We start from the raw sequence: 23612 nt of genomic DNA on the forward strand, positions 1-23612 counted from the left end.
GCAGCCTAACCAACAAATGCAGGGTAATCCGCAAATACAGCCTAACCAACAAATGCAGGGTAATCCGCAAATACAGCCTAACCAACAAATGCAGGGCAATCCACAAATACAGCCCTATCAGCAAATGCAGGGTAATCCGCAAATACAGCCCTATCAGCAAATGCAGGGCAATCCGCAAATGCTGCCCTATCAACAAATGCAGGGAAATCAATATATGCAAAAGCAAGCTCAAGGTTTCAATCCTTTTGATAATCCTCTTCAGCCGAGCAAACGACCTCCGCAAATGCAGCAGCAAGTTTATAATCCATATCCAAAACAGCAGTTCATGCAGAAACAGCAGCCATCGGGTATTAAATCTGTTATGAACCAATTTAAAACCCAAGATGGTTCGATGGATATTACTAAAATGATGAATACGGCTGGTCAAATGATGAATACAGTTTCTCAAGTTTCATCCATGGTCAAGGGAGTAGGAGGGTTCTTCAAAGTTTAGATGGCTAAAACAGAAAAAGTAGACTTAAAAGGGACCCAGCCGCTTTTAAGTCTACTTTAAATTTGTCCCAAAAGTTAATCATTGATTTCAATGCGGTTCCCTTTTACTTTGGGCAAGTTCAATGTCAGGATGCCATCACGATGACTGGCCCTTACTTTTCTTTCATCAATTGGTTTTGAAAAAGTCAGTGTTTTTGTTAGTTGGCTTGATGATTTTTCATTTCTAATGAGATTTGTCGATTGATGATGCTTCCCAACACTAACCTTCGTAGAAATGGTAACTGATTGGGGCAACAATTCTATGGAGATATGGCTCCTAGGGATACCAGGCAAGGTTGCGGTGAGAATGTATTCACTATTAGTTTCATGAAGATGGACGGGGAAACTTTGCTCTTTTGTCGAACCAAAGAACCCATCCATTGACTGTAGCATTCCTCTAGCGGGCCTATCAGAGAACAATCGATCCATTTTATTGATGAAGTGGATAAAGGGCTCTTTTCTTTCCTGATTATCATTCCTTTCAAAAGGGGTCATCACCGGTCCTCCTATCTAAAGATTCCTTTGCCTATAGGCTATGAAAGGACTGGAAATATGTGAATGGACATATTTGGTTTAGTTAAATGTAGGCGGGGAATAACAATATTAAACATTATATAAGGGATGAGGGATGGATTATGACTGGCAATAGTAAATACTCATACATAGACAGCGGCGAAGGAAAAGATACACTATTATTTATTCATGGATTTTGTGGGAGTCGCGAATACTGGCAAAAGGTGCTTCCTAAATTAAAAGAAAAGTACCGAGTCATTGCTGTAGATTTGCGTGGCCATGGTGCTAGCGATTCTAATGCAGGGTCCTTTTCCATCGAAGATTTGGCAGAGGATGTAGCCCTTTTTTTAGAAGAACAAAGTATTGAAAAAGTTTACTTATTCGGCCATTCGCTTGGAGGGTATATCACTTTGGCCTTTGCTGAGAGATACCCGGATAAATTGAATGGATTTTCCCTTGTTCATTCTACCGCTTTCCCAGACGATGAGGCAGGTAAGGAAGGGAGGATGAGTTCTATAGAAAAAATCGAAACCGCTGGCATGCCGGCTTTCATCGATGGACTTATCCCGAAGTTATTTGCAGATCAGGATGATCCACATATCGAACTGGTTAAGAAAATCGGGTATCAAACGAGAGAAACCGGAGCAATTGGTTCTTTGCATGCTATGAGAAATAGAGAAGACAAGAATTATGTATTAAAGGATACCGAGCTACCAGTCCTTTTGGTGGCAGGAGAAAAGGATAAAGTGATACCGCCTGAAAAGACGTTTTCCGTAAAAGGAAAGCATATTAGAGAAGTAATTCTGGAAAGTTGCGGGCACATGGGAATGCTTGAAGCTCCGGACCAGCTGGCAAGAGAAATTGAACGGTTTGTTGAAGATAATAAATAGAAGGTAGAGAAGAAGCGAGAACTAGTTATGGACCTAAGCCTTTTAGGTCTTTTTTTAGTTTGCTAGTATATCCCAACTAGGCAACCAAACGTTTATTCGGTAAACTAACAAAGAGGTGACTAGTATGATTGGAAAGAAATCACTTTCTGAACTAATAAAAGAACTGAGGCAAAATGAAAATATTATCAACTGGCATGAAATTGAACCGCGGGAAGCGAAAACGAGACCGTTACCTTCCAGTGTAGACGATAGAATTAAAAACGCTTTGCAAAAAAGGGGCATTGGTGAACTGTATAGCCACCAGTTTTCAGCCTACGAAACATTGAGGAGTGGAGAAAATATTGTAGCGGTAACTCCTACCGCTTCTGGAAAGACATTATGTTATAACCTTCCAGTTTTACAGTCCATTGCAGAAAATGATGCCAATCGTGCTTTGTATATTTTTCCAACGAAAGCCCTGGCGCAGGACCAGAAAAGCGAATTGAACGAGATTATAAACGAAATGGGAATAGATATCAAAAGCTATACCTATGACGGCGATACTTCACCTGCGATTCGCCAGGTGGTAAGGAAGGCTGGCCATATTGTCATTACAAACCCGGATATGCTACATTCAGCGATTCTTCCACATCATACAAAGTGGGTAAGCCTTTTCGAAAACCTAAAGTATGTTGTCATTGATGAACTTCATACATATAGGGGCGTGTTTGGCAGTCATGTTGCGAACGTCATTCGACGCTTAAAAAGAATCTGCAAATTTTATGGCAGTACACCAATTTTCATCTGTACATCCGCCACTATCGCTAACCCTAAAGAATTAGCAGAACAGCTAACGGGAAACCCTATGCGACTAATAGATGATAATGGGGCACCTAGTGGAAGGAAACATTTCGTATTTTACAATCCACCCATTGTTAATAAACCCTTGAATATAAGAAAAAGTGCTACCGTTGAAGTTAATAATCTAGCGAAGGAATTCTTGAAGAATAAGATTCAGACAATCGTTTTTGCTCGCAGCCGAGTTAGAGTAGAAATCATTTTAAGCCATTTGCAAGAGCTGGTGAAAAATCAAATCGGAACAAAATCGATTAGAGGGTATCGCGGAGGATATCTACCAAAGCAAAGAAGGGAAATCGAACGGGGATTAAGAGACGGGGATATATTAGGGGTAGTCAGTACGAACGCTTTAGAATTAGGAGTGGATATAGGACAGTTACAGGTCTGTGTCATGACAGGATACCCCGGAAGTGTAGCTAGCACATGGCAACAGGCGGGGAGGGCAGGGAGAAGGCATGGAGAAGCGTTAATACTGATGGTCGCAAGTTCCACGCCTATAGATCAATACATTGTACAAAATCCTGAATACTTTTTCGAGCGTTCTCCCGAGTCGGCCCGTATTAATCCGGAGAACTTAATCATTTTGGTAGATCATTTGAAGTGTGCCGCGTATGAACTCCCTTTTTATGAGAATGAAGAATTTGGTCCACTGGACGTGAAAGAAATTTTAGAATATCTAGTGGAAGAAAGGGTTATCCACCAAAATGGTGATAAATTCTATTGGGCTAACCAATCCTTTCCGGCTGGCAATATCAGTTTACGGTCAGCGTCTCAAGAAAATGTCGTTATAGTCGATCAATCAGAAACAGCGAACGTGAAGATCATCGGGGAAATGGATCGGTTTAGCGCTATGACGCTCTTGCATGATGAGGCTATATACTTACATGAAGGTGTTCAGTACCAAGTTGAAAAACTGGACTGGGAACATAAAAAAGCTTATGTGCGTGAAGTGGACGTGGAGTATTATACAGATGCAAACTTAGCCGTACAGCTGAAAGTGCTAGAAATAGATAAAACGGTAAATAGGAGGGAGTCGTCGATTAATTATGGCGATGTAACCATAAATATCTTACCAAGCATTTTTAAGAAAATTAAGCTGACGACTTTTGAAAACATAGGGTCAGGGCCAATCTACTTACCAGAAGAAGAATTGCATACTAGCGCTACCTGGTTAGAATGTAAGCAAGTAGATCCTGCACTTGGTGAAAAGACATTGGAGCAGCTCCTACAAGGAATCGCAAATGTCTTGGGGCATGTAGTTCCCATTCATGTTATGTGCGATAGAAATGATATCCATGTCGTTGCACAGATCAAAGCGGCACATACCCAGCTACCTACCATTTTCTTGTATGACCATTATCCAGGAGGGATAGGATTAGCTGAAGATGTTTATAAGCGGTTTGATCATGTAAGGGATGCGGCGAAGAACCTTATACGGAAATGCCCATGCAAAGACGGTTGCCCTTCGTGTATAGGGACAGAAATAGAAGGTATACACGCCAAAAATAGAAGTATACAGTTATTAGATCAGTTCTAGTCTGCAGAAAGTATGAGCTTTATTGAACATGTGTTGTCAGTAAAACCATTCCTTCATTGGCCGGAAGACATGAATAGAGGTGTAGTTTTTTGTCATTAAAAAATAAATTAAATCGAATGAAAACCCATATGAACCTTGACACACCAGATCGACCTTTGCCAAAAGAGGAAACGGATATGTTGGAAAAGGACATTCCTTTTCTTGATAAGTGGCTCGGGAACGACACTGTTGCCTACCATTTCGATAATGACTATTGTTTTGTACGTGAGGTCCGTTATCCGTTGGAACATAAGCATGGTTTGTATTCATTCTTGGAATTGAAGAGGATTGTAGAGGCGTGGAACCAATCCTCAGTAGAGCATCCCCTTTCTGCTAAAGGGGTTAAAAGCGAGGAACTTTTTTTCTTTGATACGGAAACGACAGGTCTTGGAGGCGGAGCTGGCAATACGATTTTTTTACTAGGATATGCTTATCTTGAAGGGGATGAAGTTGTCGTTAAACAGCATATCCTGCCACAACCTGGAAGTGAAATCCCGCTTTACCAAAGTTTCCTTGAAAACATTAATTATGAAACTCTGGTTACGTATAATGGCAAGGCATTCGACTGGCCTCAGTTAAAAACCAGGCATACCTTGATTAAAGAACATGTCCCGAAACTCCCGGAATTCGGTCATTTTGATTTGTATCATGCATCAAGGCGCCTTTGGAAAAATAAATTGGAACGGGTTAAATTATCTGCCGTGGAAACTGATATTTTGGGTTTTAGCCGGCAAGATGATATTCCAGGATACTTGGCGCCCATGATTTATTTTGATTTTGTGGAGCGGAAGAACCCCGAAATTCTTTTTGGAATCATGAAACATAATGAACTGGATATATTATCATTGATTACTTTATATATTCACTTGTCCCGAAAAATCCTCCAAATGGATGGATATACGGAAGAATCATTGGAAATCGCCCGCTGGTTCGCATACTTAGGGAAAAAGGAAGAATCTGTGGAAACGTATGAAAAAATAAGGGAAGTGGGGAATGAGGAAGATCGGCTCATGGCCGGTCACGCCGTAGCTTTCCAGAAAAAGAAACAAAGAAAATTCGATGAGGCACTTTCAATCTGGAAAGAAGTGGCCTTAAAAGGTAGTCCTAATTTGAGAATCCAGGCTCAGATAGAATGTGCGAAAATTCTGGAACACCAATCTAAGGACGCGGCTTCTGCTCTTATATACACAAAAAAAGCGTATGAAGAAATGGTGAAGACGGGCACTGGAAAGAACTTGGCAAAACAACTTTTGGATATAGAAAAAAGGATGGCCAGGCTTAGAAGGAAAAAAAGGTTTTAAAGTGGATATAGAAGTGAAAGTCATCACTATTTAAGGTTATAAGTTTTGTAAGTGAAAAAATATATACAATGGTTGTAGCCTCTAGTTAGAATGTGTAAAATGATAATCGTCGAGGATAATTTAGAGACTTCCGACAGTTAATTAAACTTTAAAGTGAAAGCGGAGCGAAGAAATGCATAAAACCACCTTATTTCTATTTTTTGTTGTCCTATGTTTGACGATTGTTTTATTTACATCGATGAAAGATAGTTTTTATTCATTTTTATAAAAGGCACCATAGTCTTAATATAAAGCCACCACCTAAAATAAACGCATTTTCGATAGTATTTTATACAAATAGGTTTTTTCATCAGTACACGTCTCCCCTTTTTTTCATAGTCTGTAATGGTAAGGCAAACTTATCTGATGAAAGGGGACGAATTGTAAATGTATTTTCGTAATTGTGGAGGACATAAATCTAATGTAATGGGTGCACAATCCAACGTCATGGGAGCACATTCAAATGTAATGGGAGCACAATCCAATGTAATGGGTGCATATAGCCCAATGAATGCAGGGTACGGTGGAAATGTAATGGGGGCGTATAGCCCGATGGATCCTGGGTACGGTGGAAATGTGATGGGTGCACAACAAGGTCCAACTCAGGCATATCCTACTCATACAGCGCCGGCACAGGTTTCTCCAACTAAACAATATGTAAACACGAATGTTTCCAATACAGTGATTCCAGTTATCCACCCATCTCATACTACAACTGTAAATAAACATTGCAACACATTTAAACACTATTTCCCTCATACTCAATCAGTAGTGAACGAGTGTTATACCCAAAACTTGGTTTGTGGTATGCCACCAGTCAATCCATGCTGCCCACCAAGGCCATTTGGATATTGAAATGATTAAGGGCCTAATAAGCCCTTATTTTTCATACATAATGTCTATAAGGGAGATGGCACGTAATGAAGGTTTTGTATCTAACCGGCTATAAAGCATTTGAATTGGGAATATTTAAAAATGACCATGAGGGCATCCAATACATAAAAAAAGCCATAAGGCAACGACTCGTTCCCTTAGTAGAAGATGGACTTGAATGGGTAATCATTTCTGGTCAGCTGGGATCGGAGCTCTGGGGGGCAGAGGTGGTTTTTGAAATTAAAAAGGAGTACCCTTTCTTGAAACTGGGTGTCCTGACTCCATTCCTTAAGCAGGAAGAATCATGGAATGAGACCAATCAGGACTATTACCGTTCTATTTTGGCTGGTGCTGATTTTGTTGAATCAATTTTTAAGAAGCCCTATGAAGGTCCGCAACAGTTGAAAGTTAAAAACAGTTATATGGTACATAAAAGTGATGCTATGCTGATTGTTTTCGATCCTGAAAAGGAAGGGTCCGCGAAATATGCTTACTACGAAGCGATGAAGAAAGCGGATTCTCAAATATACCCAATATACCAAATTAGTTTTGACGATCTGCAGCAAGCAACGGAAGAGGATAACTGGGCTGACTACTGAATAATAACAATTAATTATAGACTAAATGTAGTTTCCGAAGCATAATCATATTATGATGAAAATTAGATGCAATATTAGAATTCAAAGTTTCGAAAATTTAGGTCTTGTTTGAAAAATAAATGTGTTTGTTTGACAAATCCAAGCAGATTTGAAAAAATAAAAAAAAGTCGATTGTATTGGCGAAAGTATTGAGGTGAAGTCTTATGCTATCCGATAAGATAAAATTAACGGCTAAGGATATTCTTGAAAAGGATTTTAAAACGGCAATGCGTGGTTATAAACCTGAGGATGTAGACCAGTTTCTAGATCTAATCATCAAGGATTATGAAGTTTTCCATCAGGAAATTGAAGACCTTAAACAAGAAAATCTTAAATTGAGAAAACAAACGGAAGAGAATCCGAAACGTCCAAGTCAGCCTGCTCCAGGAGCTACTCCTGGTACTACGAACTTTGATATTTTAAAACGGTTATCCAATTTAGAAAAGCACGTATTTGGAAATAAGCTATTCGATTAATTGCCTGTTTTTATTCTTTTTTTGAAATTGTATTGTATTTTCATTGATAATGTTTTATAATTAATAATGTTATGTTAACGTTTGGGTAATTGCTGCTGCATTTATGCAGTAGAGGAAAGTCCATGCTCGCACGGGCTGAGATGCCCGTAGTGTTCGTGCCTGGCGAAAAAATAAGCTTGGGAAACAGTCTTGGACTGTTGACGGCTGGGAAAATGCCTAAGTCCTTTGGATATGGCATGAATACCTATAAAAGTGCCACAGTGACGGAGCCTTTGCAGAAATGTAAAGGGTGGAACGAGGTAAACCCCACGAGCGAGAAACCCAAATTAATGGTAGGGGCGCTTTCTTCCTTGGAATTGAACGAGGAGAAGGACAGGAGCAATGCTTCTGTAGATAGATGATTACCGCCGAAGTACGAGACGCAAGTCGCTTGTAGTACTGAGGAACAAAACATGGCTTACAGAACGTTATCATATAACAATTAAAGAACAACTCTCCTTTTGATAAGGAGAGTTTTTGTTTTGTTTGTGTTTTTTTTTGTTAAATATGTCTGAAAATGTCGGAATTCTCCTCTGATTCTTTACACATCCTTTATAAAATACTTTATCATTGAAGTATAAACTAATGGTGTAATCGGAGGTTATCAACATGAGAAATATGCAGGTCAGTCTTCCGGAAGTATTTTCTTTAACTAATAACATATTGCAACTTATGCAGGAAGCTGCTTTGATTTTTTCTGAAGAAGGGGTAATCATCCAAGCGAATAAGGTTGCGGAAAAAATCATTGGGTTCAATGATTTTGATTACTGTGACGTTTTATTTTCTACTTTATTTGCAAGTTTGGATAAGTTTGAAATGATAAGCAAGGAATTACAGTGCCATCAATACTATTGTGGTTCCCATATGTTCATCCATAACAATGGAGAACGATATGAAGCGAAGCTGAAAATCAGTGAAATATCAATAACAGGGCATTTGCTCTACTTTGTTATTTTTGATAATCATACACTTCAGTCAAGGGAGGAAGCAGAAAGAGCCCTCGCTGAAAAAATATTTATGAATATTGAAGAGAGTGTATTGTATACGGATAAACGTGGGGTAATTCTTTCCGTCAATCCAGCCTTTCAAATTGTAACAGGTTATACAGAAGAAGAGGCTCTTGGAGAAAGACCTAATATTCTTCAATCTGGATACCATAAAAAAGATTTTTATGAGACTATGTGGAAAGAAATTTCGGAAAAGGGGCGTTGGAGCGGAGAAATTTGGAATAAACGTAAAAATGGCGAGGTGTTTCCTGAGTGGTTAACGATCCATGCCATTGTGGATGATTCTGGGGAAGTCACGAACCATGTCGCTTTGTTTTCGGATATCACCGATAGAAAACATAAGGAGAATCAACTTCAAAAGTTAACTCGGTATGATGCTTTAACTGGTACGGCCAACCGTTCTTCATTGAATGAAGAGCTGAGTACTTTAATGAAAACCTCTCAAAAATATGGCCAGATTCTTGCTGTGTTACACTTAGACCTTGACCGCTTTAAGGTGATCAATGAAACACTTGGGCATGAATATGGAGATTTGCTGTTGAAAAAAGTGGCTGCACGAATAAAGAGGATGCTGAAAAGTAAGGATGTGCTTGCCAGGTTTGGGGGCGACGAGTTTATCATTGTTTTGCCGAATTTAAAGCATGTAAAAGAAGCTGTCCACATCTCGCAAGATATCATTTTAGCCCTTAAGCAGCCTTTCCATTTATATGACCAAGAAGCGTATACTTCAGCTAGTATAGGTATAGGTTTGTACCCCTTTGATGGTTTACAGGTTGAGACGTTATTAATAAATGCCGAAAAAGCGTTGAATGAAGCGAAGACTAAGGGTGTTAACGGCTTTGAATTATACCATGAAGAGTTAACGGGTAATGATTCCCGAAGGAGAACGATTGAAAATAAGCTACATACCGCAGTTGAAAACAATGAGCTTCAAGTCCATTATCATCCGCAGGTAAATCTGGTGTCGGGTGAAGTAGTGGGGGTGGAAGCGCTTCTTCGTTGGAATGAGGCTGAATTGGGACAGATCTCTCCGGGTGAATTCATCCCCATAGCGGAAGAAACGGGTTTAATCATCCCGATTAGCCAATGGGTCATTAAAAAGGCCTGTGAGGATGTTAAAAACTTTCATATTTCTGGGTATCCTAATTTAAAGGTAAGTATCAATATATCGGGTTTGCATTTCACTCAGGAAAACTTTGTGAAAGATGTGATTAGCCTTATAGAAAATACAAATATTAATCCATTTTGCGTGGAGTTGGAATTAACGGAAAGTATGATCATGCCTAATGCACAGGATTCTGTAAGGAAGTTGGTTACACTTAAACAGCACGGACTTAAACTGTCCATTGATGATTTCGGGACAGGCTACTCCTCGTTGAGTTACTTGAATAAATTCCCTATAGATACCCTTAAAATTGACCAAAGCTTTATTAAAAATTCAAGTAATTACAAAGACGATTCGGCCATTGTGATAGCGATTATTACAATGGCTAAGACACTTAATCTTGAAGTCATAGCAGAAGGTGTAGAACTTAAAAAGCATGTAGACTTTTTGAAAAGGCAAAAGTGTGATATCATTCAAGGGTTTTACTTGTCGAAACCGTTACCTGTTTCTGATTTACAAGAATTTTTAGAAATGTGGGAACCGAGTTTCATTAATGGAAAGAAGGTGCATGACGAATGAAACAATTCGATATTATTGCAACATCAGCAATGGGATTGGAATCTATTGTTGCAAAGGAAGTTCGTGACCTAGGTTACGATTGTCAAGTTGAAAACGGAAAAATTATGTACAAAGGGGATCAATCGGCTATAGCCCGTTCAAATTTATGGCTGAGAAGTGCCGATCGCGTGAAAATTAAAGTAGCTGAATTTAAAGCTTATTCTTTTGATGAATTATTCGAAAAAACCAAAGCGTTGAACTGGGAAGATTATTTATCTGCAGATGTAGAGTTTCCTGTAAGTGGAAAATCGGTAAAGTCTCAGTTGTACAGTGTCCCTGATTGTCAGGCCATCGTTAAAAAAGCGATTGTTGATAGATTGAAAAGCAAGTACAAACAAGTTTCCTGGTTTGAAGAAACGGGCCCGTTATTTAAAATTGAGGTATCCATCCTAAAAGATCTGGTTACGCTTACGATTGACACATCGGGTGCCGGATTACATAAACGTGGTTATCGTACAGGCCAAGGTGAAGCTCCCCTTAAAGAAACATTGGCGGCAGCATTGATCATGCTAACGAACTGGAAACCTGATAAACCTTTCATCGATCCATTCTGTGGGTCAGGGACGATTCCTATAGAAGCCGCATTGATTGGACAGAATATCGCACCTGGATTTAACAGGGATTTCGTTTCTGAAAGCTGGTCATGGATGGACAGTAAGGTTTGGGATGAAGCGAGAAATGAAGCTGAAGATCTAGCAGATTACGATCAATATTTGGATATATCAGGATGTGATATCGATCATCGCATGGTGGAAATCTCAAAAGCCAATAGTTTCGAAGCGGGTCTTGGCGATTTAATTGATTTCAAACAAATGCAGGTCAGGGATATCTCTACGAGAAAGGAATATGGTGTCATAGTGGGGAATCCTCCATATGGCGAACGTCTCGGTGAGAAGAAGGCCGTTGAGCAAATGTATAGAGAAATGGGACAAGCATTTAAAAAACTGGACACTTGGTCTATTTATATGATTACTTCAAACCCGGACTTTGAACAACATTATGGGAAGCCAGCTACGAAAAAAAGGAAGTTGTTCAATGGATTCATCAGGACGGACTTTTATCAATATTGGGGAAAAAGGCCGGCAAGACAACCAAGAGGTGAATAAATAGGTACAATATAATATAAGATTTTGAAAAATCAGGACATTTTATCTAAAGGTGGGTTCTATTCTTGATTATCCCTTCCATTTCTGTTATTCTGATATTGAATTATTTTTGTTCAGATTTAAGGAATACCTTAATAATCAGTGAGCAAGGATAGTAATATAATGTGTGGCAAACACACTAGGAGGCAACAAAAATGGAACAAGGTAAAGTAAAATGGTTTAACGCAGAAAAAGGTTTTGGATTCATCGAACGCGAAGGTGGAGACGATGTATTCGTACATTTCTCAGCTATTCAAGGAGAAGGTTTCAAAACACTTGAAGAAGGCCAAGACGTTACATTTGATGTAGAACAAGGTCAACGCGGACCGCAAGCATCAAACGTAAACAAAGCTTAATTCAATCTTATAGTACTTACAGACAGGCTCTCTAGGGAGTCTGTCTTTTTATTTTATAGATTTAAAATATCCAGCGATATGGGGAGGGGAAAAATACTGTATAGAAAGTTGAGAGAATAACTTGACTTTGGTCTTGTGTTGAATGATAATATACTTTTGCCTAGAGATATTTTGATGCTTGAAATTATATACTTAAGATACATAAAAGGGGAGACCATAATGCTTAAAACACTGCCTTTTTCGGTAACAAAGGAAGATTCTTTTTACGATAAGCTTTCAGAATGGATGGGTGATGTTTTTTACGATATTCTTCCCGAAAAAGGATTCGAGCTACGTGATGAGCAAATTTTCATGGCTTTTCAACTAGAAAAGGCCTTCAAGGAAAAAAATATAAGTTTTGCAGAAGCTGGTGTTGGGACTGGAAAAACATTGGTGTATCTGTTATATGCTATCTGCTATGCACGATATACCAACAAACCGGCAATCATTTCGTGTGCGGATGAGACATTGATTGAACAGCTAGTTAAAGAAGAAGGGGATATCCAAAAAATTAAGACTGCATTAGGAATTGAGGTGGATGTAAGACTCGCCAAATACCACGATCAATACGTATGCCTTAAGAAATTGGATCATGCCGTGAATCATGAGGATTCGGAGGGAATTGATCAATTGTTCGATGAACTACCGAAGTTTGTACATGATAATTCTTCCATGAATGCCTATACTCCTTATGGGGATCGGAAACAATATCCATACCTCAATGATGAAGACTGGTCCAAAGTAGGCTGGGATCAGCTACAAAACTGTTTTACCTGCGATAAGCGTCAGCGTTGCGGGCAAACCCTTTCACGTGACCATTACCGAAAATCGAGTGATTTGATTATATGTTCGCATGATTTCTTTATGGAGCATGTTTGGACGAAAGAAAAACGTAAGCGTGAAGGACAACTTCCACTATTGCCTGAACATAGCTGTGTAATCTTCGATGAAGGACATTTACTGGAATTCTCTGCACAAAAGGCACTTACGTATAAAGTCGGTGAACAAACTCTAGACTCTGTCTTGGAGTTGTTAACAGCCAACCAGGTTCGTGAGGAAACGCTGTACATCATTGAAGATTTAATCGACATCAATGAAGAGTTTTTTGATTTGCTAGATGATAAGGCCATTCACGTGACTGGATCTAATCGATATGAAATACCGATGTCCTTGGAAATTACCACTTTTGCAAAAAAACTTCATAAAAAGGTGGAAGAACTGGAAGAAAGCCTTGTTTTTGAATCGGAAATGTATACGATTAACGACTATGATTTGAAAGTCACCGAAGAGTATTTAGAACAGTTAGGATACTCACTTTCTCTCTTTGTGAAAGATGAACAGGCTGTTTCATGGTTTGAAGAAAATGAAATGACAAAAACGCTGGTCATCATGCCAAGGCTTGTCCAGGATATTTTGTCAGAACAAGTCTTTTCGAAAAAAATTCCTTACATTTTTTCATCGGCGACTCTCTCCGATAATAAATCATTCCAGTATATTGCAGACAGCTTAGGAATTAAGAACTTCGATAGTTTCTCAGTAGACTCACCATTTGATTACGAAGACGTGATGAAAATGAATATGCCGGTTTTTGAAAAAGATGATCAATTGGCTAAGCTCAATTATACAATGAAAACAATTGAGGAAAACGAAGGCCGGACACTCGTATTGTTTCAATCAAAAGAAGAGTTGCATTGGTTCAAGGAAAACTGCCAGAAGACAGCCTATCCTTTTTATTTTGAAGGAGAATCTGAAATTAGTGACCTTGTTAAAAAGTTTCAGGAGGAAGAACATTCCGTCCTATTTTCCTATCACTTGTGGGAAGGACTGGATGTTCCGGGTGCTTCATTACAAAATGTAGTGATACACTCGCTCCCTTTCCCTCCACATGATCCTGTATTCGAAGCTAAAAGGAATTCGAGTGATACACCTTTTGAATCAGTTGACCTCCCGTATATGCTGCTTCGTTTACGTCAGGGTATTGGGCGTTTAATCCGTACTAGCAATGACTCGGGGACTGTGCAAATCTTGATTGACAACGATTTATCAGATCAAGTCAAAGAGAAAATCATTTCTGTTCTACCAGTAACGCTTTAATATAAAGTTTTTATGAGCCAAGGGAATTTTCCTTTGGCTCTTTTTTTGAGAAGTTGAATAGTTCAGGTGTGATATTGTTTTGTATAATATGGTAAAGTGTAATGTGAAAGGGGTGTTTTATTTGACAAAGAATGTGGAGCTAATAGAAAAAGAGTTTAAAGAATATGTTAAGAAAATCTCAGCATATAACGAGGCACTTGCACTCATATTTTGGGATTTGCGTACGGGTGCTCCCAAAAAGGGAGTGGAGCAGCGTTCTGAAGTGATTGGGGTCCTATCCTCTGAGGTTTTCAATATGACGACAAGTTCCGAGATGAAGCGGTTTATTGATGAACTTACAATAGAAAAAGCGGATGCAAAGCTAAATAAAACAACGATTAAAATGGTACAGGAATGTAAAAAAGAATACGACCGAAATAAAAAGATTCCAGCGGATGAATTTAAGGAATTCGTCATATTACAATCCCGTTCGGAAAGTGCATGGGAAGAGGCTAGGGAAAAAGCGGACTTTTCTTTGTTTGAACCATACCTTGAACAAATTGTCTCCTATACTCGTAAATTTGTTGAATACTGGGGATATGATGACCAGCCATACGATACCTTATTGGATATGTATGAACCGGGTATGACAGTTGAAATACTGGACCGAGTATTTGCCGAACTTCAAGAGAGCATCGTTCCCTTAGTCAAGCAAATTGCCGATAGTAAGAATCAACCTGATACAGATTTCCTCTATAAAGTATTTCCAAAGGAAAAACAGCAGCAGTTCAACCAAGAAGTCTTAAAACAGATTGGGTACGACTTTAAGGCAGGAAGGCTAGATGAAACCGTCCATCCTTTTGCGACGGGAATTAATAGGGGAGACGTAAGGGTTACGACCCGTTATGATGAACGTGATTTTAGAGGCGCGATTTTTGGAACAATTCATGAGTGTGGACATGCTATTTATGAGCAAAATATTGCTGAGGAGTTAACAGGAACGCTTCTTGATAGTGGAACTTCCATGGGTATCCATGAATCTCAATCCTTATTTTTTGAAAACTTCATTGGCCGAAGCCAAAGTTTTTGGAAAAAGCAATATCCATTATTAAAAGAGTATGCCCCCGAGCAGTTCTCAGATGTGGAACTTGAAGATTTCTACCGTGGAATCAACGAATCGAAGCCTTCTTTCATTCGAATTGAAGCGGATGAGTTAACATATCCATTACATATTATGATTCGGTACGAATTAGAAAAAGCACTGTTCAATGGAGAGCTTGAAGTGAAGGATTTACCGAGTGCTTGGAACAAAAAATACGAGGAATATCTCGGAATCGTACCTGAAGATGATGCAATGGGAGTCTTACAAGATGTACATTGGTCTGACGGTAGTTTTGGATATTTCCCATCCTATGCATTAGGGTATATGTATGCTGCACAATTTAAGCATGCTATGCAAAAGGATTTGCCTGACTTTAATGAGCTCTTGGAATCAGGTAACATCGAACCAATCAGGAAATGGCTTAACGAAAAAATCCATAAATTCGGTAAAACGAAAAAGCCCTTGGAGATATTGAAAGATACCACTGGGGAAGGCTTGAATGTGCAATATCTAATCGAGTATCTGGAAAAGAAATATAAAGAAGTCTATAAAATCAAATAGTGATTTCAAGGGGAAAGCCTTGGCAATGTGCCAAGGCTTTCTTTATATATCACCATAATTTAAAACCTTTAGAACCTGGAGGAGCGTTCTGGATAATATCTATAAATGGAATGGTATAGGCGAAAAGAATGAGTGCCGCAGTTATTCCAATCCATAATTTCCAGTTTTCAAAAATGAGGGGTGGTGTTTCATCTGCATGAGATGCTTCACCCACCGGAAACTCTTCATTTCCCTTCGGAGCAAAGAAAGCCAATTGGATGAAAACGATAATGTATAAAATGATTCCTATAAACAATATGGTTCCACCAATTGCCTGAGCGATTTGATATGGAATCCAATCCATTGCCTGAGAGGATCCCCCATAAGTGGAATATGAAGAGCGTCGAGGTGCTCCCAGGAGACCGGCAATATGCATGGCCCCAGACATGATAGACATCCCAATTGCCCAAAACATCCCTTGAATGATTGCTAATTTATTCAATTTTGTTGTCAATGTTCGCCCAGTCAAATGTGGAATGAGCCAATAAGAAATACCAAAGAAAGTCAAGATCACTGAAGTGGCTAATGTTAAATGAAAATGTCCAGTAACCCAGATAGTATTATGAACAACTTGGTTCAGCTGGTTAGAAGCATTGACAAGACCCCCTGCACCCGCTGGAATGAAAGCCACCATCCCGATGAAAGGAACGGTAAAACGAGCATCTCCCCAAGGGAGTTTCTTGAACCAACCGAATAAACCAGTAGCACCTTGTGAACGTCCATATTTCTCAAACGTCCCGAATAACGAAAAAGCAGTCATTAAAGAAGGGATAACGACTAAGAAGGTTAATATGACCTGTAAGTACTTCCAAACTGGATCGATGCCAGGCTCAAGTAACTGATGATGAAGTCCGACAGGAATCGAGAATAGTAGAAATAGGATAAATGACATCCTGGCCAATGAATCTGAAAATATTTTACCGCCAATGATTTTAGGAATCACCACATACCAGCACATATAGGCTGGTAGCAACCAGAAATAGACGAGCGGGTGGCCGAAGTACCAAAACAAGGTTCTGCTTGCCAAAATATTAATTGAATCAACCCATCCTAAAGCCCAAGGAAGAAGTTGGAATAACACGGTGACAGCAACCCCTATTGTGGCAACAATCCATAACAAAGTATTGACTACAGCCATAAAGCTTAATAATGGGCTTGCCTGGCCACGATTTATTTTCCTCCATTTATGGTAGGTTGATAATAGGGCTCCCCCGCTTATCCAGCTCCCAACAATTACAAGTGTCAATCCACCATAGAAAATGGGATGGGCTTGAAGAGGAGCATAAAAAGTATATAGGACGGACGCTTCGTTTAATAAGACCATTAATGCGGCCATTGCAGTACCGACGGTCATTGTCCAAAATCCTATCCAGCCTGATATTCTTGCCCGTTTGGTTAAGGGTCCGATCGTTTTACTGACTACTGAAAGATGAAATCCTATGATGAAGAAAGTTGTAAGAATTAGAGCGAGTAAAACGCCATGAACCGTAAGTAATTGATAATAAGTTATACCAGCAGGCAATTCGACTCTGCCTGAACGCACGAGTGTTTGAAGTAGTCCAGCGAAGCCTCCTAATGCCAAGGCAATGATGGCTACATAGAAATGAGCCATGGCGAGCTTTGCATCGAGTGGGTGAATTCTTTCTTCAATAGCTTTTGTCATTTTGAAACCACCTCAATTTGGGAGCTCATCATATGGTGACCAACTCCGCAATATTCATTGCATATAATTAGGTTTTCTCCTACTTTATTAAAAGTAGCAGTGTATTCACTGACATAACCAGGTTCAAGCATCATATTGACATTTGTTCCGGCTACCTCGAAACCATGGATAACATCCTTGGTCGTTGCAATGATTTTGACTGTTGAACCTTTGGGTATCTCTACCTTTGCTGGGCTGTACGAAAAGGCTGACGCTACAAATACTAACTCATAATCCCACTCTTTTCCCTCGACTTTATGTAAGCCTGGGTCATCAAAGGGGGCTGTTGTATCCACTTTTTCTGGATCGACTGTTACTAAACAGCTTGGTGGCTGATTTCCTAAATAGAAGGCACTCACCCCTAGGACGGTTAAGAAAATGAGTAAGGCGACCGTTCCTAAAATCAGCCAAATTTTTTCAAACTTATGCATGTGCATGATTTCTCCTCCTCATTTACCCTAAACGATCTGTAAATAAAAAATAAATGCTGACCCATACGATTACTAGAAAAATTCCAAGTAGTAAAACAGAAGCGAGTGTACCTTTTAAATTGGTCTCTTGTTTTTTTATTTTTGTTGTACGTTTACTCTTAAGTGCTGGCTCTGCCACAATTACCACTCCTTTCTAATTGTGAAAATGTTTACTAAATAAGTTCATCATACAAAAGACATAGTGAAAAAGTATCCCTTATCTCTCATTTCACAAATTGTTCAAACATCGCCTTAACATGTTGTAAATAGTGTAAAATTGCCAGACTAATGAAAAGAGGATGTTCAAGGAAGATAATTTGTGAAAGTATTGTGAAGTCTATAGAGCGGGCATTAATTTTCTAAAGAAGGAAAATGGAACGAATTAGACGATTGACTTTTTTGAATTTTCTAAAAATACGAATGTTAAATGGCTATTTCATTGTAAAGTTCGTTTTTTATTAAAATATACTTTTCAAATAGAGCTAGCGTTGTTATAATTCTTATATTATAAAAAAATAAAGTTTCACTCGTATAATCGCAGGGATATGGCCTGCAAGTTTCTACCGGATTGCCGTAAATAATCTGACTATGAGTGAGTAATAAATCTTGCTGCAGAATGGAAGGGATTAGTATATTCCTTTTTTTTCACGGATGCCCAAGAAATATTGCCTCACTCTTAAGTGTTGCAATGTTTCTTGGTTTTTTTTATTTACCAAGAAACATTGATAGGCTTAGGTAAACTAAACATCTAGATTGGGAGGAACGATCATGCAACTATTAAAAGACAAGATCTTGTCCGAGGGACAAGCATTATCTAAAGACATTTTAAAAGTAGATTCATTTTTGAACCATCAAATGGATCCTATGCTAATGAAAGAGATTGGAAAAGAATTTGTAAAAAGATTTGCCCATAAAGAAATAACAAAAGTGCTAACTATCGAATCATCCGGGATTGGGCCAGGATTGATGGCAGCTTTGGAGTTGAACGTTCCATTAATATTTGCCCGGAAACGTAAATCGCTGACATTGACCGAAGATCTGATAACCGCTTCCGTTCATTCGTTTACTAAAAAGGAAACGAATACGATTACGGTATCTAATAAATATATTAAAGCGGGGGATAAGGTATTGATAATAGATGATTTTCTCGCAGTAGGACAGGCAGCTCGTGGCTTAGCGGATATATGTAAGCAAGTAGGAGCTGAAGTGGTCGGTATGGGAATTGTCATCGAGAAAGCATTCCAAAGCGGTGGAAAGGACCTTAGGGATCAAGGATTCCAAGTCGAATCCTTAGCGAGGATCAAGGAGTTGAATGTAGGCGAAATAGCTTTTGTTGAGGAGAAGGAAGGAGCTATCGTTCATGGCTAATAATCAATCCCCATTGAAAGTTGCATCTTTAGGATTACAACACGTTCTTGCAATGTATGCTGGTGCCATTGTTATCCCCCTTATTGTAGGTGGTGCGATGGGATTGAACTCGACACAACTGACCTACTTGGTTTCAATCGATATTCTTATGTGTGGTATCGCCACTTTATTACAAGTTTTGCGAATGAAGCATTTTGGGATTGGTCTTCCCGTCGTGCTTGGATGTACGTTCACGGCAGTAAGCCCGATGATAGCAATTGGTACGCAATATGGAATGAATAGCATTTATGGTGCCATTTTGGTTTCGGGGTTGATTGTTGTATTAATCAGTAAGTTTTTCGGGAAGCTTTCGAGGTTTTTCCCTCCCGTTGTAACAGGATCAGTAGTGACAATCATTGGAATTACACTCATTCCAGTGGCCATAAATAATCTTGGAGGCGGACAAGGGGCTTCTGACTTCGGTTCATTGAGTAATGTAGCGCTTGGTTTTGGAACGTTGCTATTTATCATATTGATGTATAAATTCTCAACGGGCTTTGCTAGGTCCATCGCTATTTTACTAGGTTTGTTTATCGGGTCATTCGTGGCTTTCTTCATGGGTAAAGTGGAATTCAGTTCGGTAGCCAGTGCATCTTGGCTCCATTTTCCTCATTTCTTCTACTTTGGCCGTCCTGAATTCAATATAACCGCCATTATTACAATGACTCTAGTCGCCATAGTTAGCTTAGTCGAGTCGACAGGTGTTTACTTTGCCTTGGGAGAAATTACAGATAAAGAGATTTCAGAAGAAGACCTGGCCCGCGGATATCGATCTGAAGGGTTGGCAAGTATTATTGGCGGTTTGTTTAATGCCTTTCCTTATACGGCTTTTTCACAAAATGTCGGACTGATTCAATTGTCCGGCATTAAAACAAGAAATGTCATTTATGTAGCAGCAAGCATGCTTATATTAATTGGTTTCGTGCCTAAAATAGGGGCCTTTACAACAATTATTCCTCCATCCGTTTTAGGAGGGGCGATGGTAGCCATGTTCGGAATGGTGATATCAGCAGGAATTAAAATGCTAAGCAGAGTGGATTTCTCTTCACAGGAAAATCTATTAATCATTGCTTGCTCAGTTGGAATGGGAATAGGGGTAACCGTTGTGCCGGAGGTATTCTCGCATATTCCTGAAGGCCTCCAAATTCTAACTGAAAATGGAATTGTGGCTGGAAGTTTTACCGCCATTTTCCTGAATATCATTTTTAATGTGATCCCTTCAAAAGGAAAAGTGAAGAAAATGCGTATAGAAGGGCAAAAAGTCGCCTGATCATTTTAAAGGAACAAGAACTGCCTCCATTGACCCCGGTTGGGATGGAGGCAGTTTTTTTCTTATAGTCTAGTTGAGTTAAGAAAAGACCTGGATGAGAAAATAATAGGAAACTCTCTTCACTTTCTGAATATATTGTTAATATCTGTTTAAGAAAGTAAGTGATAAGGTTGGAAAAAAAATACTGTATGCATTGCCGGACCATATTAAATCAGGAGTGTAGATGTATTGTCTGTGGAAAAGAGGAATTTCAAACCATTATCATCCAAGTTCAAAACCAATCTTCTTTAGAGAAGGAAGAATGAGGGAAGCCCCTTACCAGTTATGTTAAAGGTAAGGGGCTTCTTTCGTTTAAAAGTTACATTTCAATCATCAAAATCATATGAAGGGTTCCTGCCCCCTCCAAGAGGACTGGTAGATTGATGGCTTGATTAAAGCCATACATTTTTGTTTGACCGACAAGGACTGTTGGTGGAGTAATATCCATTATAGTATCATCTTTCGCTAAGGAAGTGGCGATATTACCTGCAAGCATATTACCAAGCTCGGCGGCAAATGATTCCAACATTTCTCCTTCAAGAGGCATACCAAACATGACTTCGCCTATTTTACTCACACAGTCACTCGTTCCTTCGATGATCAATCTTCCGCGGACATCTCCCGTCATTCCGATTAGTACAGAGATGGATTCCTGTTCAAAGGGTTGCTTTATGAAGGAGGGCTTTTGGACATCTGAAGAAAAGGGAAGGACCGACTTTACTGCTGAAATGGTCCCATTTAAAACTAGTGTAATTAGAGCGTTGATTTCCATATAAATTCCTCCGACTTGTATAGTTAACCCTATAATAACAAATTTATAGGGTTAATTACCTATATTCGCGAAAAAAATATATAAAATTGAGTAATTAAGACTAATGATTATTTCAGAATTAAATTCACCTTAATTGGGAAGCTTAACCATATATTGATTAATAAGGGGTGTAATCATGTCTTATCTGTTATCTGCTTCCCACATTAAACTTCCTTATCAGCTTTCACAGGATAAAATCATGGAGTTTTCACGAGAAATTTTTGGTCCATCTTTTAAGAATATCGAACGATTATTGCAAGCGTTTAAAAATGGCCAAGTGGAAAATAGGTATTTTTCTAATGACCTGGATTGGTTTAGGGAAGACCATACCTTCAAAGAGAAAAATGAAATATATATAGAACAGGCAGTAGAGTTTGGAAAAGCCGCCATAGAAAAATGCTTAGCTAACAATGAATTCTTATTAGATGGGATTCATCCAAGTGAAATTGATGCCCTGTTTTATATTTCAAGTACCGGTTTAGCTACTCCCACAATTGACGCAAGAATCATGAACGTACTCCCGTTTGATTCGCATATGAAAAGGATACCGATATGGGGACTAGGCTGTGCGGGAGGTGCAAGTGGTCTCTCGCGGGCATTTGAATATTGCAAAGCCTATCCGGATGCTAAGGTAATCGTATTATGTGTAGAACTATGTAGCCTGACTTTCCAGAAGAATGATATTACTAAAAGCAATTTGATTGGAACATCCTTATTTTCTGATGGGGTTAGCTGTGTGTTAGTCTGCGGTGATGAAGCAGAGATAGCGGGAAAATCAAAAAAAGAAAACCATTTGCATTTTGTAGAATCACAGTCCACCCTAATGCCCGATTCGTTGGAGGTTATGGGATGGGATTTGAAAGATCAAGGTCTTCATGTGGTCTTCTCTAAAGATATCCCCACTATTATTAAGGAATGGCTTAAACCGAATGTAATGGCCTTTTTGAAGAAAGAGGAAATTGGTCTTGAAGATATTCATGATTTTATAGCCCACCCTGGAGGAAAGAAGGTTATTGATGCCTACCATGAATCTTTAGGGTTCGAAGAAGAGATGACCGCGGATTCTATGGCCGTTTTAAGAGAGTTTGGCAACATGTCTTCGGCCACGATTTTGTATGTACTTGAGAGATTCATGAAGCGCAGTGGGCATTCAGGTGAATACGGCCTTGCAGCTGCATTGGGCCCAGGTTTCTCATCAGAATTAGTGTTAATGAGGTGGGGCTGATGCTTTTTGCAACTTTCATAGGGCTTATCGCCTTACAACGACTCGCTGAATTATATATCGCCAAGCAAAATGAAAAGCAAATGAAGCGAGCAGGGGCAGTGGAGTACGGAGAGAACCATTATCGTTGGATGGTCCTGATGCACTTGAGTTTTTTTATCGTCCTTACTGTTGAGGTAGTAGCATTCACAAGAGAGCTTTCTCCCTTGTGGCCTATTTTGTTACCTTTGTTTCTGATAGCTCAAATAGGAAGAGTTTGGGTCATAATGTCACTTGGGAAACATTGGAACACAAAGATCATAGTCGTCCCGAATGCGGAAGTAGTCATTAAAGGCCCGTATAGGTATGTTAAACATCCTAATTATCTTATAGTGGCAACTGAAATTATTGTTATTTCCTTATTATTCAATGCTTATTATACAGCGATAATTTTCAGTCTATTGAATGCCTGGATGATGTCTGTAAGAATTCCCATGGAAGAAAAGGCTCTAAAAGAACACACGGAGTATTCTACGGCTTTTAAGCAAAAATAATAAAAAGTTCATTTTTCTTATTGAAAATGATTATCGTTCGTGATAAGATTCTAATTGAAGATGAAAATTATTCTCAATAGAGCAAATGAAAAAGATATATGACAGATGAAACTAATAAGTGCCTAATATATAAGAGGATGGTGTTTTGTAATGATTTGGTTATTCATTCTAATGACAGTCGCTACATATACGTTTGTGATGAAACATGTGTTAAATAATATCCAAAAACCAGCTAAGGCTGTACGAACTTTAACTCAGTCAAAAAAAGAAAATCACGCTACTTTCCAACCAACTCCCTCGACTCGTTAAGAATCTATAGTGAAGTATTAAACTTAAGTGAAAGCCCACATCATAAACTGTGGGCTTTTTTGCTTGTCTAAAAATGATAGACAGGCAAAAC

The 23612-nt window shown here is 39.0% G+C and carries 21 protein-coding genes, 1 other RNA gene and 1 riboswitch; of the genes, 17 read left to right on the forward strand and 5 right to left on the reverse strand.

The window, feature by feature from the left end; all coding sequences use genetic code 11:
* Nucleotides 1-493 (forward strand): YppG family protein (locus ACQKL5_RS03100; protein WP_427606545.1); only part of this gene is annotated, 493 nt, incomplete at its 5' end.
* 74 nt (nucleotides 494-567) lie between these two features.
* Here ACQKL5_RS03100 and ACQKL5_RS03105 read toward each other — a convergent pair.
* On the reverse strand, nucleotides 568-1026 hold the full coding sequence (locus ACQKL5_RS03105) for an Hsp20/alpha crystallin family protein (RefSeq protein ID WP_427606546.1): 459 nt from the start codon (nucleotides 1024-1026) through the stop codon (nucleotides 568-570).
* A 140-nt stretch (nucleotides 1027-1166) separates the two neighbouring features.
* Here ACQKL5_RS03105 and ACQKL5_RS03110 point away from each other — a divergent pair, with 140 nt between their 5' ends.
* The 12 genes from ACQKL5_RS03110 (at nucleotide 1167) to ACQKL5_RS03165 (ending at nucleotide 15719) form a co-directional block, all read left to right on the forward strand.
* Nucleotides 1167-1934 carry an alpha/beta fold hydrolase gene (locus ACQKL5_RS03110; protein WP_427606547.1) on the forward strand — a complete coding sequence of 256 codons (768 nt, stop codon included), beginning with the start codon at nucleotides 1167-1169 and terminating at the stop codon, nucleotides 1932-1934.
* A gap of 127 nt (nucleotides 1935-2061) precedes the next feature.
* A complete protein-coding gene (locus tag ACQKL5_RS03115) occupies nucleotides 2062-4308 on the forward strand; it encodes a DEAD/DEAH box helicase (protein WP_427606608.1) in 2247 nt (748 codons plus the stop codon).
* Nucleotides 4309-4397: 89 nt separating this feature from the next.
* Nucleotides 4398-5648: a ribonuclease H-like domain-containing protein gene (locus tag ACQKL5_RS03120; protein WP_427606548.1), complete on the forward strand. Its 1251-nt coding sequence runs from the start codon at nucleotides 4398-4400 to the stop codon at nucleotides 5646-5648.
* A 426-nt stretch (nucleotides 5649-6074) separates the two neighbouring features.
* On the forward strand, nucleotides 6075-6542 hold the full coding sequence (locus ACQKL5_RS03125) for a CotD family spore coat protein (RefSeq protein ID WP_427606549.1): 468 nt from the start codon (nucleotides 6075-6077) through the stop codon (nucleotides 6540-6542).
* A 65-nt stretch (nucleotides 6543-6607) separates the two neighbouring features.
* Nucleotides 6608-7159: a DUF1273 domain-containing protein gene (locus ACQKL5_RS03130; protein WP_427606550.1), complete on the forward strand. Its 552-nt coding sequence runs from the start codon at nucleotides 6608-6610 to the stop codon at nucleotides 7157-7159.
* Nucleotides 7160-7362: 203 nt separating this feature from the next.
* The gene (gpsB, locus tag ACQKL5_RS03135; protein WP_427606551.1) at nucleotides 7363-7674 is read left to right on the forward strand and encodes a cell division regulator GpsB; all 312 of its coding nucleotides are present in this window, start codon (nucleotides 7363-7365) and stop codon (nucleotides 7672-7674) included.
* A 77-nt stretch (nucleotides 7675-7751) separates the two neighbouring features.
* Nucleotides 7752-8139, forward strand: an RNA gene (rnpB, locus tag ACQKL5_RS03140) — RNase P RNA component class B.
* Between the two features lie 183 nt (nucleotides 8140-8322).
* Nucleotides 8323-10404 carry an EAL domain-containing protein gene (locus ACQKL5_RS03145; protein ID WP_427606552.1) on the forward strand — a complete coding sequence of 694 codons (2082 nt, stop codon included), beginning with the start codon at nucleotides 8323-8325 and terminating at the stop codon, nucleotides 10402-10404.
* A complete protein-coding gene (locus ACQKL5_RS03150; protein WP_427606553.1) occupies nucleotides 10401-11549 on the forward strand; it encodes a THUMP domain-containing class I SAM-dependent RNA methyltransferase in 1149 nt (382 codons plus the stop codon). Before ACQKL5_RS03145 ends, ACQKL5_RS03150 begins: the two co-directional genes overlap by 4 nt.
* 194 nt (nucleotides 11550-11743) lie before the next feature.
* On the forward strand, nucleotides 11744-11944 hold the full coding sequence (locus tag ACQKL5_RS03155; RefSeq protein WP_034307871.1) for a cold-shock protein: 201 nt from the start codon (nucleotides 11744-11746) through the stop codon (nucleotides 11942-11944).
* Between the two features lie 219 nt (nucleotides 11945-12163).
* Nucleotides 12164-14077 carry an ATP-dependent DNA helicase gene (locus tag ACQKL5_RS03160; RefSeq protein ID WP_427606554.1) on the forward strand — a complete coding sequence of 638 codons (1914 nt, stop codon included), beginning with the start codon at nucleotides 12164-12166 and terminating at the stop codon, nucleotides 14075-14077.
* An 88-nt stretch (nucleotides 14078-14165) separates the two neighbouring features.
* Nucleotides 14166-15719, forward strand: a complete 1554-nt coding sequence (locus tag ACQKL5_RS03165) for a carboxypeptidase M32 (protein WP_427606555.1) — start codon at nucleotides 14166-14168, stop codon at nucleotides 15717-15719.
* A gap of 49 nt (nucleotides 15720-15768) precedes the next feature.
* Here ACQKL5_RS03165 and ACQKL5_RS03170 read toward each other — a convergent pair whose 3' ends face one another.
* From ACQKL5_RS03170 to ACQKL5_RS03180, 3 genes are read right to left on the reverse strand one after another with little or no spacing between them, the layout of a single operon-like run.
* Nucleotides 15769-17421 carry a b(o/a)3-type cytochrome-c oxidase subunit 1 gene (locus tag ACQKL5_RS03170; protein ID WP_427606556.1) on the reverse strand — a complete coding sequence of 551 codons (1653 nt, stop codon included), beginning with the start codon at nucleotides 17419-17421 and terminating at the stop codon, nucleotides 15769-15771.
* Entirely contained in the window at nucleotides 17418-17897 is a 480-nt protein-coding gene (locus ACQKL5_RS03175) for a cytochrome c oxidase subunit II (RefSeq protein ID WP_427606557.1), read from the reverse strand. The genes ACQKL5_RS03170 and ACQKL5_RS03175 overlap by 4 nt, the downstream gene beginning before the upstream one ends.
* 16 nt (nucleotides 17898-17913) lie before the next feature.
* The gene (locus ACQKL5_RS03180) at nucleotides 17914-18069 is read right to left on the reverse strand and encodes a cytochrome c oxidase subunit 2A (RefSeq protein WP_427606558.1); all 156 of its coding nucleotides are present in this window, start codon (nucleotides 18067-18069) and stop codon (nucleotides 17914-17916) included.
* A gap of 368 nt (nucleotides 18070-18437) precedes the next feature.
* A riboswitch (purine riboswitch) is annotated at nucleotides 18438-18539 on the forward strand.
* A 159-nt stretch (nucleotides 18540-18698) separates the two neighbouring features.
* On the opposite strand from ACQKL5_RS03180, the gene ACQKL5_RS03185 reads away from it, so the two are divergent.
* Nucleotides 18699-19298 (forward strand): xanthine phosphoribosyltransferase, encoded by a 600-nt coding sequence (locus tag ACQKL5_RS03185; protein ID WP_427606559.1) that lies wholly within the window; start codon nucleotides 18699-18701, stop codon nucleotides 19296-19298.
* Nucleotides 19291-20607: a nucleobase:cation symporter-2 family protein gene (locus ACQKL5_RS03190; RefSeq protein WP_427606560.1), complete on the forward strand. Its 1317-nt coding sequence runs from the start codon at nucleotides 19291-19293 to the stop codon at nucleotides 20605-20607. The genes ACQKL5_RS03185 and ACQKL5_RS03190 overlap by 8 nt, the downstream gene beginning before the upstream one ends.
* Before the next feature lie 358 nt (nucleotides 20608-20965).
* Here ACQKL5_RS03190 and ACQKL5_RS03195 read toward each other — a convergent pair whose 3' ends face one another.
* On the reverse strand, nucleotides 20966-21418 hold the full coding sequence (locus tag ACQKL5_RS03195) for a chemotaxis protein CheX (RefSeq protein WP_427606561.1): 453 nt from the start codon (nucleotides 21416-21418) through the stop codon (nucleotides 20966-20968).
* Nucleotides 21419-21593: 175 nt separating this feature from the next.
* Here ACQKL5_RS03195 and ACQKL5_RS03200 point away from each other — a divergent pair, with 175 nt between their 5' ends.
* Together ACQKL5_RS03200 and ACQKL5_RS03205 are read left to right on the forward strand one after the other, a co-directional pair.
* Nucleotides 21594-22682 carry a type III polyketide synthase gene (locus ACQKL5_RS03200; protein WP_427606562.1) on the forward strand — a complete coding sequence of 363 codons (1089 nt, stop codon included), beginning with the start codon at nucleotides 21594-21596 and terminating at the stop codon, nucleotides 22680-22682.
* Entirely contained in the window at nucleotides 22682-23212 is a 531-nt protein-coding gene (locus ACQKL5_RS03205; protein WP_427606563.1) for an isoprenylcysteine carboxyl methyltransferase family protein, read from the forward strand. The genes ACQKL5_RS03200 and ACQKL5_RS03205 overlap by 1 nt, the downstream gene beginning before the upstream one ends.
* Nucleotides 23213-23612 lie beyond the last annotated feature (400 nt).

It is taken from the genome of Peribacillus sp. NPDC097675, assembly GCF_050277655.1.
Classification (GTDB): domain Bacteria; phylum Bacillota; class Bacilli; order Bacillales; family DSM-1321; genus Peribacillus.

Bases quoted from the DNA above. Each gene is read 5' to 3' on its own strand.
- ACQKL5_RS03105 (WP_427606546.1), bottom strand. From the start codon at position 1,026: ATGACCCCTTTTGAAAGGAATGATAATCAGGAAAGAAAAGAGCCCTTT.
- ACQKL5_RS03110 (WP_427606547.1), top strand. From the start codon at position 1,167: ATGACTGGCAATAGTAAATACTCATACATAGACAGCGGCGAAGGAAAA.
- ACQKL5_RS03125 (WP_427606549.1), top strand. From the start codon at position 6,075: ATGTATTTTCGTAATTGTGGAGGACATAAATCTAATGTAATGGGTGCA.
- ACQKL5_RS03130 (WP_427606550.1), top strand. From the start codon at position 6,608: ATGAAGGTTTTGTATCTAACCGGCTATAAAGCATTTGAATTGGGAATA.
- gpsB (WP_427606551.1), top strand. From the start codon at position 7,363: ATGCTATCCGATAAGATAAAATTAACGGCTAAGGATATTCTTGAAAAG.
- ACQKL5_RS03145 (WP_427606552.1), top strand. From the start codon at position 8,323: ATGAGAAATATGCAGGTCAGTCTTCCGGAAGTATTTTCTTTAACTAAT.
- ACQKL5_RS03150 (WP_427606553.1), top strand. From the start codon at position 10,401: ATGAAACAATTCGATATTATTGCAACATCAGCAATGGGATTGGAATCT.
- ACQKL5_RS03155 (WP_034307871.1), top strand. From the start codon at position 11,744: ATGGAACAAGGTAAAGTAAAATGGTTTAACGCAGAAAAAGGTTTTGGA.
- ACQKL5_RS03160 (WP_427606554.1), top strand. From the start codon at position 12,164: ATGCTTAAAACACTGCCTTTTTCGGTAACAAAGGAAGATTCTTTTTAC.
- ACQKL5_RS03165 (WP_427606555.1), top strand. From the start codon at position 14,166: ATGGTAAAGTGTAATGTGAAAGGGGTGTTTTATTTGACAAAGAATGTG.
- ACQKL5_RS03170 (WP_427606556.1), bottom strand. From the start codon at position 17,421: ATGACAAAAGCTATTGAAGAAAGAATTCACCCACTCGATGCAAAGCTC.
- ACQKL5_RS03175 (WP_427606557.1), bottom strand. From the start codon at position 17,897: ATGCACATGCATAAGTTTGAAAAAATTTGGCTGATTTTAGGAACGGTC.
- ACQKL5_RS03185 (WP_427606559.1), top strand. From the start codon at position 18,699: ATGCAACTATTAAAAGACAAGATCTTGTCCGAGGGACAAGCATTATCT.
- ACQKL5_RS03190 (WP_427606560.1), top strand. From the start codon at position 19,291: ATGGCTAATAATCAATCCCCATTGAAAGTTGCATCTTTAGGATTACAA.
- ACQKL5_RS03195 (WP_427606561.1), bottom strand. From the start codon at position 21,418: ATGGAAATCAACGCTCTAATTACACTAGTTTTAAATGGGACCATTTCA.
- ACQKL5_RS03200 (WP_427606562.1), top strand. From the start codon at position 21,594: ATGTCTTATCTGTTATCTGCTTCCCACATTAAACTTCCTTATCAGCTT.
- ACQKL5_RS03205 (WP_427606563.1), top strand. From the start codon at position 22,682: ATGCTTTTTGCAACTTTCATAGGGCTTATCGCCTTACAACGACTCGCT.